This is a genomic window from Companilactobacillus hulinensis (assembly GCF_003946555.1).
Classification (GTDB): Bacteria; Bacillota; Bacilli; order Lactobacillales; family Lactobacillaceae; genus Companilactobacillus; species Companilactobacillus hulinensis.
In genome coordinates, this window is the sequence record NZ_RHOO01000002.1 from 53511 (window position 1) to 72453 (window position 18943).

19 protein-coding genes are annotated in these 18943 nt (G+C 35.8%); 15 read left to right on the top strand and 4 right to left on the bottom strand.

Going from position 1 to position 18943, the window contains the following annotated elements:
• Position 1: 1 nt before the first annotated feature.
• Together EKM66_RS01405 and EKM66_RS01410 are read right to left on the bottom strand one after the other, a co-directional pair.
• Positions 2 to 301 (bottom strand): hypothetical protein, encoded by a 300-nt coding sequence (locus EKM66_RS01405; protein ID WP_125760940.1) that lies wholly within the window; start codon positions 299 to 301, stop codon positions 2 to 4.
• 1 nt (position 302) lies between these two features.
• Positions 303 to 731 carry an HIT family protein gene (locus tag EKM66_RS01410; protein ID WP_125760942.1) on the bottom strand — a complete coding sequence of 143 codons (429 nt, stop codon included), beginning with the start codon at positions 729 to 731 and terminating at the stop codon, positions 303 to 305.
• A gap of 88 nt (positions 732 to 819) precedes the next feature.
• Between EKM66_RS01410 and EKM66_RS01415 the strand changes: the two genes are divergently transcribed.
• Genes EKM66_RS01415 through trmB form a run of 3 tightly spaced genes read left to right on the top strand, consistent with a single transcriptional unit; the run spans position 820 to position 3427 of the window.
• Positions 820 to 1551: an ABC transporter ATP-binding protein gene (locus tag EKM66_RS01415; protein ID WP_125760944.1), complete on the top strand. Its 732-nt coding sequence runs from the start codon at positions 820 to 822 to the stop codon at positions 1549 to 1551.
• Positions 1551 to 2777, top strand: coding sequence for an ABC transporter permease (locus tag EKM66_RS01420; protein WP_125760946.1), 1227 nt, complete (start codon positions 1551 to 1553; stop codon positions 2775 to 2777). The genes EKM66_RS01415 and EKM66_RS01420 overlap by 1 nt, the downstream gene beginning before the upstream one ends.
• 5 nt (positions 2778 to 2782) lie before the next feature.
• Positions 2783 to 3427 (top strand): tRNA (guanosine(46)-N7)-methyltransferase TrmB, encoded by a 645-nt coding sequence (trmB, locus tag EKM66_RS01425; protein WP_125760948.1) that lies wholly within the window; start codon positions 2783 to 2785, stop codon positions 3425 to 3427.
• A gap of 10 nt (positions 3428 to 3437) precedes the next feature.
• Here trmB and EKM66_RS01430 read toward each other — a convergent pair whose 3' ends face one another.
• On the bottom strand, positions 3438 to 3752 hold the full coding sequence (locus EKM66_RS01430; RefSeq protein ID WP_125760950.1) for a hypothetical protein: 315 nt from the start codon (positions 3750 to 3752) through the stop codon (positions 3438 to 3440).
• 132 nt (positions 3753 to 3884) lie between these two features.
• Between EKM66_RS01430 and EKM66_RS01435 the strand changes: the two genes are divergently transcribed.
• The 4 genes from EKM66_RS01435 (at position 3885) to EKM66_RS01450 (ending at position 7602) form a co-directional block, all read left to right on the top strand.
• Positions 3885 to 4211, top strand: coding sequence for a thioredoxin family protein (locus EKM66_RS01435; RefSeq protein ID WP_125760952.1), 327 nt, complete (start codon positions 3885 to 3887; stop codon positions 4209 to 4211).
• A 17-nt stretch (positions 4212 to 4228) separates the two neighbouring features.
• Positions 4229 to 4861, top strand: coding sequence for a YtpR family tRNA-binding protein (ytpR, locus tag EKM66_RS01440; RefSeq protein WP_125760954.1), 633 nt, complete (start codon positions 4229 to 4231; stop codon positions 4859 to 4861).
• Positions 4862 to 4869: 8 nt separating this feature from the next.
• On the top strand, positions 4870 to 6204 hold the full coding sequence (gene murC, locus EKM66_RS01445; RefSeq protein WP_125760956.1) for a UDP-N-acetylmuramate--L-alanine ligase: 1335 nt from the start codon (positions 4870 to 4872) through the stop codon (positions 6202 to 6204).
• 204 nt (positions 6205 to 6408) lie between these two features.
• A complete protein-coding gene (locus EKM66_RS01450; protein ID WP_125760959.1) occupies positions 6409 to 7602 on the top strand; it encodes a multidrug effflux MFS transporter in 1194 nt (397 codons plus the stop codon).
• A 49-nt stretch (positions 7603 to 7651) separates the two neighbouring features.
• Here the strand turns inward: EKM66_RS01450 and EKM66_RS01455 are convergent, their stop codons facing one another.
• Positions 7652 to 8839: a hypothetical protein gene (locus EKM66_RS01455; RefSeq protein WP_125760961.1), complete on the bottom strand. Its 1188-nt coding sequence runs from the start codon at positions 8837 to 8839 to the stop codon at positions 7652 to 7654.
• A 236-nt stretch (positions 8840 to 9075) separates the two neighbouring features.
• Between EKM66_RS01455 and EKM66_RS01460 the strand changes: the two genes are divergently transcribed.
• The 8 genes from EKM66_RS01460 (at position 9076) to dnaI (ending at position 18661) form a co-directional block, all read left to right on the top strand.
• Entirely contained in the window at positions 9076 to 10281 is a 1206-nt protein-coding gene (locus EKM66_RS01460; protein WP_125760963.1) for a metal-dependent hydrolase family protein, read from the top strand.
• A 22-nt stretch (positions 10282 to 10303) separates the two neighbouring features.
• Complete coding sequence (locus EKM66_RS01465; RefSeq protein WP_125760965.1) at positions 10304 to 11503, top strand: metal-dependent hydrolase family protein; 1200 nt, start codon at positions 10304 to 10306, stop codon at positions 11501 to 11503.
• A gap of 217 nt (positions 11504 to 11720) precedes the next feature.
• Positions 11721 to 14378, top strand: a complete 2658-nt coding sequence (polA, locus tag EKM66_RS01470) for a DNA polymerase I (protein WP_125760967.1) — start codon at positions 11721 to 11723, stop codon at positions 14376 to 14378.
• A gap of 38 nt (positions 14379 to 14416) precedes the next feature.
• Entirely contained in the window at positions 14417 to 15244 is an 828-nt protein-coding gene (gene mutM, locus EKM66_RS01475; RefSeq protein WP_125761300.1) for a bifunctional DNA-formamidopyrimidine glycosylase/DNA-(apurinic or apyrimidinic site) lyase, read from the top strand.
• Positions 15241 to 15834: a dephospho-CoA kinase gene (coaE, locus tag EKM66_RS01480; protein WP_125760970.1), complete on the top strand. Its 594-nt coding sequence runs from the start codon at positions 15241 to 15243 to the stop codon at positions 15832 to 15834. The genes mutM and coaE overlap by 4 nt, the downstream gene beginning before the upstream one ends.
• Positions 15835 to 15855: 21 nt before the next feature.
• Complete coding sequence (gene nrdR, locus EKM66_RS01485; protein WP_125760972.1) at positions 15856 to 16341, top strand: transcriptional regulator NrdR; 486 nt, start codon at positions 15856 to 15858, stop codon at positions 16339 to 16341.
• An 11-nt stretch (positions 16342 to 16352) separates the two neighbouring features.
• Positions 16353 to 17747, top strand: coding sequence for a DnaD domain protein (locus tag EKM66_RS01490; RefSeq protein WP_125760974.1), 1395 nt, complete (start codon positions 16353 to 16355; stop codon positions 17745 to 17747).
• Positions 17748 to 17749: 2 nt separating this feature from the next.
• On the top strand, positions 17750 to 18661 hold the full coding sequence (gene dnaI / locus EKM66_RS01495; protein WP_125760976.1) for a primosomal protein DnaI: 912 nt from the start codon (positions 17750 to 17752) through the stop codon (positions 18659 to 18661).
• Positions 18662 to 18943 lie beyond the last annotated feature (282 nt).

Sequence of the window (18943 nt, forward strand, 5' to 3'; positions counted from 1 at the left end):
ATTACTTACTAATGTTTTGTAATTCTGAAACATTGTTTTGCATTTCAGAAATTGAATCTTTGAGCTTTTCAACGTCAGGAGCGATGTCCTCTGCGTAATTTGATATATCAGATTGTATACCAGAAACAACTTCTGGCACTATGGACATATTGTCTTTTAGTTCAATCAATGTGTCTTTTAAATCTTTTATATTATTGAATAACTTGTTACTATTGAGGGTAGACGTAGTTTTTTGTGATTGAATAATTTGTATCGCTGCACCTGAAATAGTTCCGATTACGAATCCTGCAAAAAATTTCATCTTAACCCTCCAAGTTTTGTTTGATCTTATCAGCGCGTTCTTGCAACTCTTCATTTGAAGCTTTGCCAGTATTGTCGCCCCAGTGCATTGAGAAGTCGTCATCTTTGGAGTAACGAGGTACTAGGTGGAAGTGTGAATGCATGACACTTTGATATGCAATTTCACCATTATTTTGGCAAATATTCATACCAATGATGTCGGGATTTGATTCTTTGATTGCACGAGCAATCATGGGAATCTTCTTGAATACTTTTTGAGCTAGTTCTTCATCGTATTCGAAGATGTTTTGAACATGTTTCTTAGGAACTACCAAAGTGTGTCCAGGAGTTACTTGAGAAATATCGAAGAATGCTTTAATATCGTCATCCTCGTAAATAGTAGTACTAGGAATTTCATTATTAATTATTTTGCAAAAAATGCAATCGTCCATACAAAAATCTCCTTTCAAAAAACATATAATATTAATTAACATGCTATCATAACTAAGAAACTAAAAACAGACAATAGGTGGTTTATCCATGACTTTAGAGATAAAAGAATTGACCGGTGGTTACGGTCAAGTTTCAGTATTAAAGAAAGAAACATTTACAGTTGAAAATGGTCAAGTTGTCGGACTTATCGGGTTAAATGGTGCCGGTAAATCAACAACTATCAAACACATCATTGGGTTATTAACACCACGTGGCGGTCAAATCCTCATTGATGGTATGAGTTTACATGATAACGTAGAGGCATATCGTAAAAAGATTGCATATGTTCCCGAAATGCCAATCTTATACCCTGAATTGACATTAAGAGAACACATCGATATGACCATTATGGCTTATGGACTTGATCATGATGCCACATGGAATAATGCCAGTGAATTGTTGAAGACATTTAGATTAGACAACAAATTAGATTGGTTCCCTCAGAATTTTTCTAAGGGTATGAAACAGAAGGTTATGATTGTTTGTGCCTTCATGACCGATGCAAGACTATTTATTATAGATGAACCATTTACCGGTCTTGATCCTTTAGCTGTAAATGATTTATTGAATATAGTTGAAGAAAAGAAGCAGGCGGGGTGTTCAGTGTTGATGTCTACCCATATTTTGGCAACTGTTCAAAACCATGCCGACAAGTTTGTTCTACTTAATCACGGTCAAGTACGAGCTGATGGAACTCTGGATCAACTAAAAGACAAGTTTGATATGAAAGATGCTAATCTTGATGATATCTACATTAAGATGTCAAATGAGGACTTATAATGAGTGAACTTTGGAAAAATAGATTAAGAAGACATCAACTTGATCAGTTCAAATATTTAAGATTGATTTTTAATGATAATTTTGTTTTAGCGTTCATTGTTTTAATTGGTGCATTAGGTTTTTGGTATTCAAATTTGCTTGGAACAATCAAAAACGAATTAGTAATAGGTAAACCAATAGTTATATTATTTCTTCTATTAATTACCCAAGTAGGGAAAGTTGCAACATTATTAGAAGATCCAGATAGTACTTTCTTATTAGTAAAAGAAAGAGAGTTTTACCAGTATTTCAAATCTGCAAGAAATTACAGTATTATGTTGCCTGTAGTAGCAATCGTAATAGTCAACTTTTTGTTATCACCGTTTGCATTTACAGCAGCGGGGATGAGTATATTTGATATTGTTGTGATTGCGGTTGGACTGGTTTTCTTCAAATTGACATTTCTTAACTTGGAAATGTTCAATATTTATGGGAAAAACCATATTTCTGGTATGAGCTCAAAATTAATTTTTAATATAATACTATTAATTTCACTAGTAGTTTCTGTATACTTATTTAGTTCGCTTACTTTAATAGTAGGTATCGTAGCTTTTGGATATACGGAATCTCAAAACAAAAAGATATGTAATGCGGGTCAACTACAATGGCAACAAGCTATTGCGGATGAGAACCAAAGAATGTTTAGAGTTAAGAGATTCTACAACTTATTTACTGATGTACCAGGCGTTAATAGCAAAATCAAACGTCGTAAGTGGCTGGACTTCTTATTTAATGGAATCAAACCAGTTCAAAAGAATACATATTTGTATTTATTCGCACGAGGATTTGTTAGAAATAATGAGTATATCGGTTTGTTCTTACGTTTGACAATTATTCAAGCACTGATGCTTGCTTTGATCGACAATTTTTACATTTCCTTAATTGTAGAGATGTTGTTTATCTATTTAGTTGGTTTCCAGTTGAAACCGTACTTTAAGGATGTAATGCTTAATATGATGCAAAAATTATATCCGGTATCCAGCAAGGACAAAATTGGCGATTTCACCAAATTAAGTGCATTTGTGTTGTGTATTCAATGGGTAGTCAGTGCGATTGCATTGATCTACAAATTTGGATTGAGCATGAATGGATTGATAATTATTGCCGCCGGACTTGCGGTATTAGTGTTTGTTAGCTATTTTTATATGCCAAAACAATTGAAAAAATATATAGATGGAGTGTACTAGATTTTATGAGACTTAGAAACAAACCTTGGGCAAAAGACATGATCAATGACAATTTGGATCTGATTTCAGTTCAGCCTGAGAATATGGCCGGTAAATGGCAGGATAGATTTGAAAAAAAACAACCACTATTTCTTGAACTAGGTTCAGGAAAGGGTGGCTTTATTACTGAACTAGCTAAGCAAAACCCTCAGAATAACTACATTGCGATGGAAGTTCAAGAAGGAGCAATTGCTTTGCTACTAAAAAAACAAGTTGAGAATAAGCTTCCCAACTTGCAATTGTTATTAGCCAATGGTGCTAATTTATTTGATTTATTCGCGGAAGATGAGATTACTGGTATGTATCTCAATTTTTCTGATCCGTGGCCAAAGACTCGTCATGAGAAGCGTCGTTTGACATATAAGTCATTCTTAGAGCAATACAAATATGTATTGAACAAGGATGGATACATTCAATTTAAGACAGATAACCAAGGATTATTCGAATATTCACTTATAAGTATGAATAACTTTGGTATGAAGTTCGAAGAGATTTCTTTGGATCTGCATAATGACGAAGCTTTGAATGAACACAATATTCCGACTGAATATGAAGAAAAATTCAGTAAAAAAGGCTTCAGGATTAATTACCTGAAAGCCAGTTTTGAATAGTTATATTGAATTATTGAACCTTTTTAATGTTTAGTAGTTCGCCTGTTACAGCGTCGGCGATGAAGTGGTATTGAGCAACATCGAAGTCGTCCATAGTTGTAACGCCGCCAACGATGCCCCAAGAAGCTTGTCCATTAACATTTACGCGTTGGTAGAAAGGTTCAACCCATGAGCCGATAACTTTACTATCCTCGCCAAGAACAGATTTAACTTTAGCAATGATCTTCTCACTATCTAGGTGATGCTTTACTAAAACTGTAGCAGCAGCTCCTGCAACAAGTGCTGTACCTACAACTAGTACTGAACCGATACCTTTTTTACTCATAATAAAATCACTCCTTGATGTTTGTTTTAATCATATATTAACACTATTATATATTAATTCCCTAGCTAAGAACATTTAAATTGACCCATTGGTCAAGAAAAAGTATCTTAATAAGGAGAGGTGAAATAAATTATGAAAAATTTTGAAGATTATAATGTAGAAGATTGGCATCAAGTTACTAAAGAAGGCAAGTTTATTTTGTTCTTCCACGCTGACTGGTGCCCAGATTGTAAGTTTATTGAACCTAAACTTCCTGAACTTGAAGCTGAATACTCAGATTTTGAATGGATAAGCTTTAATCGTGATAATAATATGGAAATTGCTCAAGAATTGGAAATTATGGGAATTCCTAGCTTTGTTATCATTGAAAATGGCAAAGAAATTGGTAGACTAGTAAATAAAGATCGTAAAACTAAAGAAGAAGTTGAGACCTTTATTAACTCTGTAGTTAACAAATAAATTTGAGTGAGGAAATAATGCTATTAAGTTTTTATAATCCAGATGTCCTAGGCGACATTTTAATCGTTGAGCTAGCAGATGATGCTGGTGTTACACAAGCAGTAGAAAAAAAAGACAGCATTGTAAGAATTTATAATGATGAAACTAATGAAGCCATTGGTTTCAATTTTTTTGGTCTAGCCAAGGAACTAGGATTGGACACTAAGGGACAAGTATTCCTTAATGCCGATCAAGTTGCAGTGCTTAACCAAAAACTTTCTGCAGCCGGTTTTTCCAACAAATTAGAAGCTGATGACAAGCCTAAGTTTGTTATCGGTCATGTTGATGAGATGAAGGAACATCCCGATTCAGATCACTTGCACATTACACAAACTGATGTTGGCTTAGATAAGCCAGTTCAAATCGTCTGTGGTGCACCAAACATTGAACAAGGCCAATTAGTTGTAGTAGCATTACCAGGTGCAGTTATGCCTACTGGTAGTGAAATTTGGCCAGGTGAACTACGTGGAGTAGATAGTTATGGAATGATTTGTTCTGCTAAAGAACTTGGAATTCCTAATGCACCTAAGAAGCGTGGTATTTTGGTGCTTGAACAAGGCGTTGCTGGACAAGCATTTGATTTTGATAAAGCAGAAAAAATGTTCGATTAGGAGTAATCATGAAAGAAAATACAGTCTATCATTTCGTTGGTATTAAAGGTACAGGGATGAGCGCATTGGCACTTATCTTAAAAGATTTAGGATATGAAGTTCAAGGTTCAGATATTGATAAATACACATTTACACAAAGAGGACTTGAACAAGCTGGCATCAAGATCATGCCTTTTGATGAAGAAAATATTCATGAAGGTTTAACAATTATTAAGGGTAATGCTTTTGATGACGATCAAGTTGAAATCAAAAAAGCTAATGACATGCATTTGCCTGTTGTTACATATCCACAAATGGTTGGTAAATTAGTTTCTGAATATACTTCAATTGGTATTGCTGGATCTCACGGTAAAACAAGTACAACTGGTCTTTTAGCACATACTTTAAGTGGTATTGCCAAGACATCATACTTAATTGGTGATGGTACAGGTAAGGGTGTTAAGGACGCTAAGTTCTTCGTTTTTGAAGCTGATGAATATCGTCGTCACTTCTTAGACTACTCACCAGATTACTTGATCATCACAAATATTGACTTTGATCACCCAGATTACTTCTTTGGTGGCATTAATGATGTTGTTGATGCCTTTGAGTCAGAATCTCGTAAGACTAAGAAGGGTATCTTCATCTGGGGTGAAGATAAGCATGCTAAGTCTATCAAGGCTGATGTTCCAATCTATTATTATGGATTAGATGAATCAGATGATATCCGTGCCACAAACATCAATAGAACCGTTAAGGGTTCATCATTTGATGTAACTATTAAGGGTGAGAATATCGGTAATTTCGAGATTCCTCTATATGGTGAACACAATGTTCTTAATTCACTTGCTGTAATCGGTGTTGGTCACATGGAACATCTTGACCATGCCTTGATCAACAAGGAATTACAAACATTCAGTGGTGTTAAGAGACGTTTCAGTGAGAAAAAAGTTGCTGACATGGTTATCATTGATGACTATGCTCATCATCCACAGGAAATTAAGGCAACAATCGATGCCGCAAGACAAAAGTATCCTGACCGCGAAGTAGTAGCTGTATTCCAACCACATACTTACACAAGAACACTTGCCTTAATGGATGACTTTGCTAAGTCATTGGATCTTGCTGATGAGGTTTACTTAACAAGTATCTTCGGTTCAATCCGTGAAAAGCACGGAGATATTACAAGTAAAGACTTAGGTGACAAGATTCATAAGGGTGGACAAGTTCTAAAACTTGAAGATATGTCACCATTATTGGATTACCATAATGCTGTTATTATCTTCATGGGTGCTGGAGATGTTCAAAAGTATGAAACTGCTTATGAACAAGTTTTGAGTAACTTAAATCCTAATCAACAATAAAATAAAGATTATATAGCGACTGTCATTAATGATAGCCGCTATTTTTTTTGATCTAATTTGCCAACAAGTAAAATTTCACGTATCATACAACTCATATTGTAAAGAAATTAGGTGAAAACTGTGGACATGTGTAACATCATGGTTTGTGTCCCAGCAAACGGAAAAGGACGTTTTTCAGCAGAGTAATATATTTAGGAGAAAAAAATGAAAAACGTCCGTAAAAATGTACCATCATTATTATTAATTATTGTATTAGTAGGATTTCCTCAAATAAGTGAATCCATATTTACACCAGTATTACCTAGCATTAGTAAGAATATGAATATAAGCGCATCATCGTCACAACTCACTATGAGTATATATTTCGTTGCATTTGCTATAGGTGTTTTGTTTTGGGGAAGATTATCTGATTGCGTCGGTAGAAGACCAGCCATGCTTTGGGGAATCGCCGTATACTTAATTGGGAATATTGGTCTATTGATTAGTCCTAGTTTTGGTTTGTTGTTGGCATCCAGATTTATCGAAGCTTTTGGTGCAAGTGTTGGTTCAGTTGTAACTCAAACAATTATGAGAGAAAGTTTTGAGGGAATCACTGGTGCCAAGGTGTTCTCAAAGGTTGAAGCCGCAATGGCACTGTCCCCAGCTTTTGGTCCACTTATTGGCGGGGTAGTGCAAACATATCTGGGATATAAAAATGTATTCAGTACGCTGATTGTTATGGCTGTCCTTGTATTGTTGTATTCGTTCTACAGGCTACCCGAAACACAAGATATTAGTGTGAAAGAGAATATTCCCTTGATCAAGGTTACTATCATTCTCATCAAAGATCCTGTGGTATGGTCATATGGAATTTTAATAGGCGGGATAAATGGTATTTTATTCGGTTACTATTCAGAAGCACCGTTTATATTTATCAAGCATTTTGGGTATACTTCTATTCAATATGGCAGTTTGGGGATGACTCTTGCTCTGGCAAGTATCATTGGAGCTGTACTGGTTAACTATTTGGTCAATTTTTTAAGATCTGAAACGATAGCATTGAGTGGCTTGATATTCAGTACTTTAGCTAGTTTGTTATTGATAGCCAGTTTACAATTTGATAAATCAATATTTGTCATAATTGGATTTTTTATGATATTCGTTGGGTTGAACACAACTTTACCAATTGCACTTAATTTGGCTTTAAAAGGTTATGAAGATGTCATTGGAAGTGCTAGTGGAATATTCAGCTTTGGATATTATTTAATTGTCAGTTTATTAACGTACATCATTAGTATTATGCATAATGGAACGATTAAGAGCCTACCGCTGTTTGTTCTAGGTACTTGTTTGATAATGTTAATAAGTTATATATTTGTTTATTTGAGAAGGGTTGATGAAAAAGTTTTAGACGATTAAAAATAGGGAATACCGTTAAATGCGGTATTCCCTATTTTTATTTTCAAATTTAAATTAATTTTAAAAATACAGATGCAATAATGACAGATGCCATTGATACGGTGGCAAACCCACCAACTAACATCTTAGGTAACATATTTTGTGTGAGATACTCTTCTTCCTTTTCATTTTCAGCAACTGTATGACAAACTTCGGTTGTTAAAATGAAGTCGGCTGGGAATCCAAATAGGGCGGTTAATGAGCAGGCAAATGCCATTGCTCTATTCATACCAAATGGTTTAGCCAACACAAATGATGCTAAGAACATTCCAAGAATCCCAAGTACGATCAATGTAAGGATTTGGACGATGATTCCTGCAATGATATCTGGTGTGGTAAGGCTCAGTTGAGCAAAGATGTATGCAAGTAAACCATACATTAACCAGTTGAATACTCCAGCACGTGTCAAAGCGTTATCTTCCAAAAATCCAATTTGATGGGCGATAACTCCTAGAATCAAACAGATAACGTTGGCGTTGACTGCACCGTTCATTAATCCTGCCAACCAATTGCCAAGTAGAGCCACTAAGGCGACTCTAACGATGATGAAAATTGGTGATTGATATTGCTCTGGTAAATTCAATATACGTTTATTGGTATCAAGTGATGCGCCGACACCAGTCATTTTTGGAGCATTTGGATCGAGTTTTCCTTTGCCACTACGGAATTCTTCAGCTAATCTGTGGCCTTCTTTTCTGAGAAGTAGGGATGTTAATGGATAACCGATGAATGAATGCAGAATAAACATTGATACTGGTAATGCTACTAGCGATGTTATTCCGGCGGTCTTTAATCCGTTGGTCATAAGTAAGGCGGCAACTAGTCCTCCGGTAAGTGGTGGAATTGCGGCAACTACTGTATGCCAGTCAAAGATTAAAGTTCCAACTGTAAGTGTGAGAACCAATGTACCAATAACCCCTAAGATGGCAATGCACACTGCCTTCCACTGATTCAATAGTTCTTTAAGACTCATAAGTGTTCCAAGGTGGACAAGCAACAATGAAATACCAATTCCAATGAATGATGTGTTGAATGATGCTTTAGCAACAATATCCTTTGGAAGAATGGTCCAGAATCCAATGGTGAATAGGACCGCTGTGATGAAGATAGATGGGATAAATGCTTTGGTAGCGGCTGAGATCCAGTCACCAATTAGCATGAATACCATAACAATAGTAAAAGCAATAATGTATTCCATAAATGAAATGCCCCCTGTGTGTTTATAACTAAATCTTAGATAAAGATTAGAAATAAACTTAATCTTTTCTAATCTTTGTGTCAATAATTAATGTGAATTTTACCTTTATATGTGGCAGAAATGCCGTCAAATATATAAAATCACTGTTCACAACAATATATAGAAATTTTAATTTATTATTGACAATAATTAGAAAGAATCTTAGAATTTTAATCAATAATTCAGGAGGCATGATTATGACAGATACATTGTATAAGAACTTTAAACTTTTTGATGGTGATAAGCCGGAGATTCAAGATGACGCTTGGTTCGTTGTAGATAGTGAAAAAGGAGAAATTACAAATCTTGGCTTTGGAGCCGATGCACCGGATGCTGATGAAACTGTCGACTTAGATGATAAATACGTGATGCCTGGACTGATCAACGCACATACACATATTATGATGAACCCTATTTCTAATAAGTTGAATTATCTTTCCGAAGCGGAAGTTACATTCACTGCATTACAAAATTTGAAGGAATTACTTAAGACGGGAGTTACTTATATTAGAGACTGTGGTTGTGCATTTGATGTAGATATTAAACTTGCTAAATTACAAGCTGAGGGTCAATTAGGTGGAACAGAGATTCTTCCATCTGGGCGTCCAATGAGTATGACTGGTGGACATGGTGATTTCACTGAAGGACTTAATGGCGAGACAACTTGGGGTAACTTGGTCGATTCCAAAGATGAAATGAGGAAGGCCGTTCGTCAAGAATTTAAATTGGGTGCCAAGAATATCAAAGTCATGGCAACCGGTGGTGTTATGTCAGCTACCGATCAAATCGATGATACAGAGTTGACTGAAGCTGAAATGGCTGTTGCTGTTGAGGAGGCACATTCAAAGCATATGACAGTTGCCGCCCATGCGGAGGGTGCAAATGGTATTCATAATGCAATTGTTGCTGGTGTTGATTCAGTTGAACACGGCTCATATATTACGGACGAAGATATTCAGCTTATGTTAAAACAAGGTACATATCTAACTCCAACGTTGATTGCCGCCTATACGATTCCAGAATATGGTGAAGGTAAACTTCCACAATACATGCTTGATAAGGCTAATTCGTTCATTGATACATTCTTCAAACGTATTGGAGTTGCTATTAAAGCAGGAGTAAAAATTGCGTTAGGCACTGATGCTGGAACTCCATTTAATGGATTCAAGGACGTTCCATATGAACTTGAATTGTTAACAAAAGTTGGAGCAACAAATACTCAAGCACTATTTGCTTCATCACAAAACAGTGCCAAATTATTGGGCATCGATGATAAATATGGAACTTTGCAAGAAGGTAAGGTTGCTGATTTCTTAGTATTGGATAATGATCCAGTTGCTGACGTAAAAGCAGTTCAACAAGTTGATAAGTCAGTATACAAAAAAGGTGTAAAAGTATTCTAAAAAATTGAGGAGTTCGTTTAAGATGACAACATTTGTAAATTTGAAATTATTTAATGGTACTGATGACAAAATTATTGATAACAGTTACATGACTGTTGATGAGAAAGGAAAACTCACAGATGTTGGTGTCGGTACTCCTGCAAATTCTGACGATGAGGTAGTTGATCTTCAAGGAAAATACGTTATGCCTGGATTGATTAACGCCCATACCCACTTGATGATGAATCCCGTTTCTAACAAACTTGAATATTTGTCAGAAGCAGAAATCACATTTACTGCACTCAAGAATCTAGATACACTGCTACATGCTGGTGTCACATATATTAGAGATTGTGGCTGTGCATTTAACGTCGATATTAAACTTGCCAAACTGCAACAGGAAGGTCAGCTGAAGGGGACAGAGATTCTACCTTCAGGTCGTCCAATGACAATGACTGGTGGACATGGTGACTTTACTGAGGGACTTAACGGCGAAAGCACTATGGGACATTTGATTGATTCACAGGATGAAATGAGAAAAGCTGTCCGTGAGAATTTCAAGCTTGGTGCCAAAAATATCAAGGTTATGGCAACCGATGGTGTTATGTCTTCAACTGATCAAGTTGATGATACTGAATTAACTGAAGGTGAGATGGCTGTTGCAGTTGAAGAAGCTCACACTAAACATATGACTGTTGCTTCTCATGCCCAAGGTAATCGTGGTATTCAGATTTCACTTGAAGCGGGTGTAGATTCAATTGAACACGGTATTTATGTTGATGAGAAACAAGCTGAATTTATGAAGAAAAACAATGTCTTTTTAGTTCCAACTCTGAACGCTTGTGCAAGCATTGATAAGTACGGAGTTGGTAAAATTCCAGATTACATGATCAAGAAGAATGATATTGTTAAAGGCGATTTCTTTAAGAACGTGAAGATGGCATTCGATAAAGGAGTTAAAGTTGTTGTTGGTACTGACGCCGGTACACCGTTCAATGGATTCGTTCACGGAACTACTGATGAATTATCATTATTTACTGGTTTGGGAATCAGTCCATATAAGGCACTATTGGGTACTACAAAATATGCTGCGGAATTGTTGAGAATCTCTGATGAATATGGAAGTCTTGATACAGGTAAATTTGCTGACTTCTTAGTTTTAGATGAGAACCCATTAGAGAGTGTTGAAGCGGTGGCACAAACTGATAAAAAGATTTACAAGAAGGGCGTTTTAGTTAAGTGATTGTTACTATGTAATACCTTGATAAACTCGTAAAAATCGTATTTGATTAAGAAATAATAGTTTCAATTCAAATTTTAATAAACTGTAATGAAGATATCGTCGATTAAACGGTATCTTTTTTGCTGTTCTAATAGCATCAATAGTTACAACAACTGTTACTAAGTTCTAGTATTTGTTAAAATAGAATAGAATAATTTCGTTCAAAATGGGAGAAAAAATGACGGAAAACAAAAAGTTACTTTTAATTGATGGAAATAGTGTTTCATTTAGAGCATTTTTTGCCATGCACAATGTATTAGATAAATTTGTTTCAGGGGATGGTATCCATACAAATGCCATGTACGCCTTTAACAACATGCTTGATATTATATTGAAGGATGAGAAGCCAACACACGCATTGGTAGCTTTTGATGCGGGTAAGACGACTTTTAGAACTGAGATGTTTTCAGACTACAAGGGAACCCGCGCAAAGACTCCGCCTGAATTAATGGAACAATTGCCATTGATCCAAGAAATGCTTAATCTTCGTGGTATCAAGACTTATGACTTGAAGAATTATGAAGCAGATGACATTATCGGAACAATGTCTCGTAAGGGTGAAGCTGAGGGCATGGACGTTTCTATTATCACTGGTGATCGAGACTTAACACAATTGACGACTGACAAGGTTACTGTTCGAGTTAACGTTAAAGGTGTTACTGAGACTGAAGCTTATACACCAGAGCATGTTAAAGAAAAGCTCGGTATTACACCAGATCAAATCATTGATATGAAAGGTTTGATGGGGGATACTTCTGATCACTATCCAGGTGTTGAAAAAGTTGGTGAGAAGACGGCAATCAAACTTTTGACTCAATATGGAACTATGGAAGGTCTATATGAACATGTTGATGAAATGAAGAAGAGCAAGCTCAAAGAACATTTGATCAATGACAAAGACCAAGCATTCTTAAGTAAGAAATTGGCAACGATCAATTGTGACGCACCTGTAGAGTTGAAAATTGATGATCTCGAATATCGTGGTGATAATCAAGAACAATTAATTCAGTTCTATCAAAAGATGGGATTCAATTCATTCTTGGAAAAAATGGATTTTGCACCTGAAGAGACTGCTGAAGCATTGCCTGAGATTAAATTCTCAGAATTAAATGATGAGGCGATTAACAAGATTGCTGCTTCAGATAAGCCTCAAACAGTTATTGTCGAAAGCTTTGGTGAGAATTATCATATTTCATCAATTATTGGATTGGCAATTGCTAGTGAAGGTAATTACTATGCAACAACTGATATTTCGGTTTTAGAAAATGAAACATTGAAAAATTGGCTAGCGGATGATTCTAAAGAAAAATATGTATTCGATAACAAGAGGACAATTGCGTTACTACATCGCTATGGATGTGAGTTTGCGGGTGTAAGCTTTGATATGCTATTGGTTTCATATTTGCTTGATACGAATGACAATAAAACTGATATCGGTATCGTTGCTCAGAATTATGGACACAACTTACCTAATGATGAAGAATTCTATGGTAAAGGTGTAAAACGTGTTATTCCTGAGGACGAACAAGTGTTAATGAACTTCCTATGTCAAAAAGCTCAAGTTATTGATGTTTTACATGACAAAATGATGGCTGAATTGAAGAAAAACGATCAGGATAGTTTGTATGATGAGATTGAGTTACCATTATCGATTGTTTTAGCAAGTATGGAGATCAAGGGTGTCAAAGTCGATGCTACACGATTAAAAGAAATGCAGAATGATTTTGCAAAACGATTAAGTGACATTGAAAAACAAATTTATGCTGAAGCAGGACAAGAATTCAACATAAATTCACCAAAACAATTGGGTGTCGTCTTGTTTGAAGATTTGAAGTTACCTGTTATTAAGAAGACTAAAACAGGCTATTCAACAGCGGTAGATGTACTTGAAAAGCTTAAGGACAAATCACCAGTTGTACAAAAGATACTCGATTATCGCCAAATTTCTAAGATCAATTCTACTTATGCAGTCGGATTACAGAAGTTCATTCAACCAGATAATCGTATTCACACGATTTATCAGCAGACGTTAACCCAGACAGGAAGATTGTCTTCAATTGAACCTAATCTACAAAATATTCCTATTAGAATTGATGAAGGACGTCAGATTCGTAAGGCTTTTGTACCGCAAAATGAAGATTGGGAAATGTTCTCAGCTGATTATTCTCAAGTTGAATTGCGTGTTCTAGCCCATATTTCGGGTGATGAGAATATGCAAGAGGCTTTTAAAGAAGATTACGATATTCATGCACATACAGCTATGAGGATTTTTGGACTCGATAGCACTGACGAAGTTACACCAGATATGAGACGTAAGGCTAAAGCTACTAACTTTGGTATTGTATACGGAATTAGTGATTATGGATTATCCCAAAATATCGGAATAACTCGTAAAGAAGCAGCACAATTTATTGATTCATACTTTGAACAATATCCTGGTGTTAAGCAATATATGGATGATATTGTGAAATTTGCACGTGAAAATGGCTATGTTGAAACAATTATGCACCGTCGTAGATACTTACCAGATATTCATTCTAAGAACTTCAATATTAGAAACTTTGCGCAACGTACAGCGATGAATACGCCAATTCAAGGTAGTGCTGCAGATATTATTAAGGTTGCTATGATCAATATGCAGAAGATGATCAAAAAAGAGAATTTACAAACAAATCTTCTATTACAGGTACATGATGAAATGATCTTTGAGGCACCTAAGTCAGAGATTCCAATATTGGAGAAGTTAGTACCAAGTGTCATGGATTCAGCTGTTAAACTTGATGTTCCTTTGAAAGTTGGATTCGCACATGGTGAGAGCTGGTACGAAGCTAAGTAGATTCAAAAAATTAATTTTATATGAAATGGGTGAAAAATATGCCTGAAATGCCAGAAGTAGAAACAGTCAGACGAGGACTAGTCTCACAAATCAAGGGTTGTAAAATTACAAGTGTTGAAATAAGATATCAGAATTTAATTACTGGTGATGTATCACAATTTATCGATATAGTTACTGGTACAACGATTGAAGATATCGGACGTCTTGCTAAGTTTTTGTTAATACATTTGGATAATGGATATACGATTATTAGCCATTTGCGTATGGAAGGTAAATATCGTGTTTCTAGTGATCCAGCAATGATTGATAAGCATTCACATGCTATATTTACACTTGATAATGGTCAAAAATTGATTTACAACGATGTTCGTAAATTCGGGAGAATGCAATTGTGGAGGACTGCGGATCTAGCTGAGAATAAGTCCATTGCTAAGTTGGGGCCTGAACCGCTATCTGATGAATTTACCTTCGATAATTTGAAACCTCGTATTATGCGTCATCGCAAGGATATTAAGACAGTTTTGTTGGATCAATCAGTTATGAGTGGGCTTGGAAATATCTATGTTGATGAAGTATTGTGGAATGCCATGATCCATCCTGAAACTCCGGCAAATCATATGAGTGATGAAGATATTAAAAACATCATGAAGTATTCGGATGAAGAGATGAGAATGGGAATCGCTGAAGGTGGTTCCACTGTCCGTTCATATCTGGATTCAACTGGTCATTCTGGTCATATGCAGGACTTCTTACACGCATATGGTAAAGAAGGCACACCTTGTGCAAGGTGTGGAACTAATATTGAAAAAATCAAAGTTGGCGGACGTGGAACCCACTTCTGTCCACATTGTCAGGTAGTGAAATGAGTAAGATTTATGGACTGACTGGTGGTATTGCTGCTGGGAAGTCTACTGTTCTAGGTTTGCTGAGAGACAATGATTGCGTTGTTTATGATGCAGATCAGGTTGCTAGGGATGTCGTAGAACCAGGCACTGTTGGCTTATCGAGAATAGTTGCTGAGTTTGGTTCCAATATATTGTTGCCAGATGGTTCTTTGAACCGAAAAAAGTTGGGTTCAATAGTTTTTTCTGATAAAAATCAGCTAAAAAGATTAACAAATATCACTGGACCATTGATTCGTAAACGAATTCTACATACAATAAAACAAGTTCGTAAATCGCACGATAATAAAATAACAATATTTGAAATTCAATTGTTATTCGAATCTGACTATCAAAAATACTTTTCTGGAGTTATTAGCATTTACTTACCACAAGATGTTCAATTAGAACGCTTGATGCAACGTGATAAAATTAATAGAGAAGCTGCAATGAATAAAATCAATTCACAAATGTCGATGGAGGAAAAACGTCGTCGATCTGATTATGTTATTGATAATTCAAAGGACTTAAACTTCTTAAAAAATGAAATCAATGAATTACTAAAAAAATTATGATACAGAAAAGAGGCTGATGATATGATTTGTCCACATTGTCATCATGATTCATCAAAAGTTGTCGACAGTCGCCCGAGTGACGAAGGTCGTGCAATCAGACGTAGACGAGAATGCGAATACTGTGGAACACGTTTCACAACTTTTGAAAGAATCGAAAAATCGCCGTTATTGGTAATTAAGAAAAATGGTAATCGCGAAGAATTTAGTCGTGAAAAATTATTGCGTGGTTTGGTGCGTGCTGCTGAAAAACGCCCAGTTACAATTGATCAAATGAATGCAATCGTTGATAAGGTAGAGAATCAAATAAGGGCCACAGGCGAAAACGAGGTAGGTTCACAGACAATCGGTGAGTATGTAATGAAGATACTTGCTGATGTTGATGATGTTACTTATATTCGTTTTGCTAGTGTTTATCGTGAATTCAAGGACATGAATGGGTTCATGAAAGAAGTTCAAGAAATGATGGCCAATGATGGCAACGAGAGCAAAACAGATAAGAAAGACTAGGAAGTGTTGAATTGGCCAAAGAGTTTAATTATGACCCAGCAAAGTTCACACCACTAACGGGATACTGGTGCCTTCCGCATGGTCAAATAAACGATTATGAACGTCATGTTTTGACGGATCTTTATTTGCCATTGCTTGGAACAAGGGCATTCAGTATTTATTTGTTATTATGGGAAAAAGTTCCTAATAAAGAACTTGTTAGTGAACGACAAAGTCATGCTGAATTAATGAGTTTATTAGATATTGACCTCAAAACTTTTTATAATGAGCGAATTAAAGCAGAAGCTTTGGGATTGATCAGAACATATGAAAAGAAAGATGATATTGGAGATTACGTTGTTTATCAATTGTATGAGCCACTATCTCCAGCTGAATTTTTTAAGGATGATTTAATGAGTATCTTTTTGTATGAACAAATTGGTGCTCAAAGCTATCAAAAACTGGTAAAGAAGTATTCTCAGTCAAGTGATATTTTGGATGATTCAGAAGAAATCAGTAAAGATTTTCTTGAAGTATTTCAATTGAGCAATGAAGATTTGATCAATACTCCATCAGAGGTAAATGATGCTCAAGGCGCATTTGCCAAGGTTAAAGATAAAAAGCAACCCGAGATCAAAGAGTCTGAGGTTTCACAGTTAGACTGGGAGCTTATCGGCGAACGTATTGAACAATTATTCAAAATCAGTGAGGACAATCTGCTTGAGAATCAACAGTTGATTATTAATCTGCATGCTTTTTATGGTGTAGATGAAATTGCTTTGATCAATTTGATTGGTCAAACTTGCGATATCGTTAATAACAAAATTGATCCAGTGAGATTAAAAAAGACTGTCCAAGATAGATTTGAACGAAATGCTAATATTTCAATCAAAAATACTGAACATAAAGACGATTCGGCGAATAAGTCTGAAGATACGGGTGCCGTCAATCATAATTTCAATCGTGCTGATAATTTGTTGATACAACAAGCAAAGTCATTAGCTCCAGCTGACTTTCTAGCCGCTGAAAAGCAAAAAAGCGGTGGATTTACTGGTGCTGCAGAATCAAGGGCTTTGCGTGATATGGCAATGAAAACATATCTGTCACCAGCGGTACTCAATATAATGGTTGATTATATTCTGAAGAATTCACCAACGTTGACCGTTGCATTAATGGAAACAGTGGCTAATGATTGGCAACAGAATCACGTTGAGTCACCAGAACAAGCGTTACAAAGATTGCATGATTTTCAAAACAAGCCACGTAATCCAAAACGCCGTTATAATAATAATCGTAATAACCGTCGAGTTGAACAAAGTACAGATTGGAGCAAGGTCACTTCCAAGCCCGTTAATAATAATGAGGCCCAAAGAAAACAACAAGAATTACAGGAAAGACTCAGAAAAATGAGAAGTAAGGATAACTAGCTATGGAAAAATTAGGAAACAGTATATCTGAGTTTTTGAAGTCTAGAGATTCAGACAAAAAGTATAGTCAGCTTATGGAACAAGCTTTTAAAGACGAAGATGTTCAGAACTTTATTAATAAAAATAAAGATAAAATCAATCCTGATGCAATTGAGGTAAGTGCAGCTAGTATTTATGAATTCTACAATCATAAAGTGCACCCTAGCGAATTATCTAAGGGCTATGTACCTCAGTTAGTGGTTAGCAATCACAATATTGAAGTTGTATATGCTCCCAATAGACAGACAATCAATAAAGAGAAAAAGAGCAGCTATGAGTCAAAATTTGTTCTATTGAATATGCCTAGTGATATTAGAAAAGCAACTCTTGATGATTACGATGGTGCAGGCAGACAAGAAGCCTTGGCATCAGCTATAGACTTTATAGATAATTATGAGCACAAACAGGATAACTTTGTTCCTGGCTTGTATTTGGCTGGTGATTTTGGAGTTGGTAAAACATATCTCTTAGGAGCGATTGCAAATGAATTGATCAAAGATGACATCAAGACGACAATTATGCATTTCCCAACTTTTGCCATTGAAATGAAGAATTCAATTGGGCAAAATAATGTTCTTGAGCAAGTAAATAAAGTCAAAACGGATGAGGTTCTAATGTTGGACGATATTGGTGCCGACTCAATGTCTAGTTGGATCAGAGATGAAGTACTTGGAGTAATATTGCAATATCGTATGCAAGAAAATATGCCAACATTTTTCTCATCTAACTTTTCTATGTCTGAGCTGGAGAAACACTTGTCTATAAATCAGCGTGGAGAAGAAGAGCCAGTAAAGGCACAGCGAATTATGGAGCGTGTTAGATATCTTTCAAAAGAAGTTATTGTCAGCGGACCAAACAAAAGATTTTCAAAATAGTCTTGCAAAATGATTTCATAAATGTTTCAATGAACTCATGAAAGACAACACTTCGGTTCTATTCAGGGAGGGTACGATTACTGAAAGCTTACCCATTACTGGAGTTACCACTTTTATTAACAACTGTATAAGTGTCGGTTACTTTATAACCAAAAGAGTGAAAACTGTTTTTTTGTACAGTTTTAATGTGGGTGGAACCGCGTAGAAATACGTCCCTGAAGTATGTATACACAGTGTGTGTATATACTTCAGGGACGTATTTTTTTGTTGTCAAAAATTAGG

Coding starts and splice junctions, on each gene's coding strand:
- EKM66_RS01405 (WP_125760940.1), bottom strand. CDS start 301: ATGAAATTTTTTGCAGGATTCGTAATCGGAACTATTTCAGGTGCAGCG.
- EKM66_RS01410 (WP_125760942.1), bottom strand. CDS start 731: ATGGACGATTGCATTTTTTGCAAAATAATTAATAATGAAATTCCTAGT.
- EKM66_RS01415 (WP_125760944.1), top strand. CDS start 820: ATGACTTTAGAGATAAAAGAATTGACCGGTGGTTACGGTCAAGTTTCA.
- EKM66_RS01420 (WP_125760946.1), top strand. CDS start 1,551: ATGAGTGAACTTTGGAAAAATAGATTAAGAAGACATCAACTTGATCAG.
- trmB (WP_125760948.1), top strand. CDS start 2,783: ATGAGACTTAGAAACAAACCTTGGGCAAAAGACATGATCAATGACAAT.
- EKM66_RS01430 (WP_125760950.1), bottom strand. CDS start 3,752: ATGAGTAAAAAAGGTATCGGTTCAGTACTAGTTGTAGGTACAGCACTT.
- EKM66_RS01435 (WP_125760952.1), top strand. CDS start 3,885: ATGAAAAATTTTGAAGATTATAATGTAGAAGATTGGCATCAAGTTACT.
- ytpR (WP_125760954.1), top strand. CDS start 4,229: ATGCTATTAAGTTTTTATAATCCAGATGTCCTAGGCGACATTTTAATC.
- murC (WP_125760956.1), top strand. CDS start 4,870: ATGAAAGAAAATACAGTCTATCATTTCGTTGGTATTAAAGGTACAGGG.
- EKM66_RS01450 (WP_125760959.1), top strand. CDS start 6,409: ATGAAAAACGTCCGTAAAAATGTACCATCATTATTATTAATTATTGTA.
- EKM66_RS01455 (WP_125760961.1), bottom strand. CDS start 8,839: ATGGAATACATTATTGCTTTTACTATTGTTATGGTATTCATGCTAATT.
- EKM66_RS01460 (WP_125760963.1), top strand. CDS start 9,076: ATGACAGATACATTGTATAAGAACTTTAAACTTTTTGATGGTGATAAG.
- EKM66_RS01465 (WP_125760965.1), top strand. CDS start 10,304: ATGACAACATTTGTAAATTTGAAATTATTTAATGGTACTGATGACAAA.
- polA (WP_125760967.1), top strand. CDS start 11,721: ATGACGGAAAACAAAAAGTTACTTTTAATTGATGGAAATAGTGTTTCA.
- mutM (WP_125761300.1), top strand. CDS start 14,417: ATGCCTGAAATGCCAGAAGTAGAAACAGTCAGACGAGGACTAGTCTCA.
- coaE (WP_125760970.1), top strand. CDS start 15,241: ATGAGTAAGATTTATGGACTGACTGGTGGTATTGCTGCTGGGAAGTCT.
- nrdR (WP_125760972.1), top strand. CDS start 15,856: ATGATTTGTCCACATTGTCATCATGATTCATCAAAAGTTGTCGACAGT.
- dnaI (WP_125760976.1), top strand. CDS start 17,750: ATGGAAAAATTAGGAAACAGTATATCTGAGTTTTTGAAGTCTAGAGAT.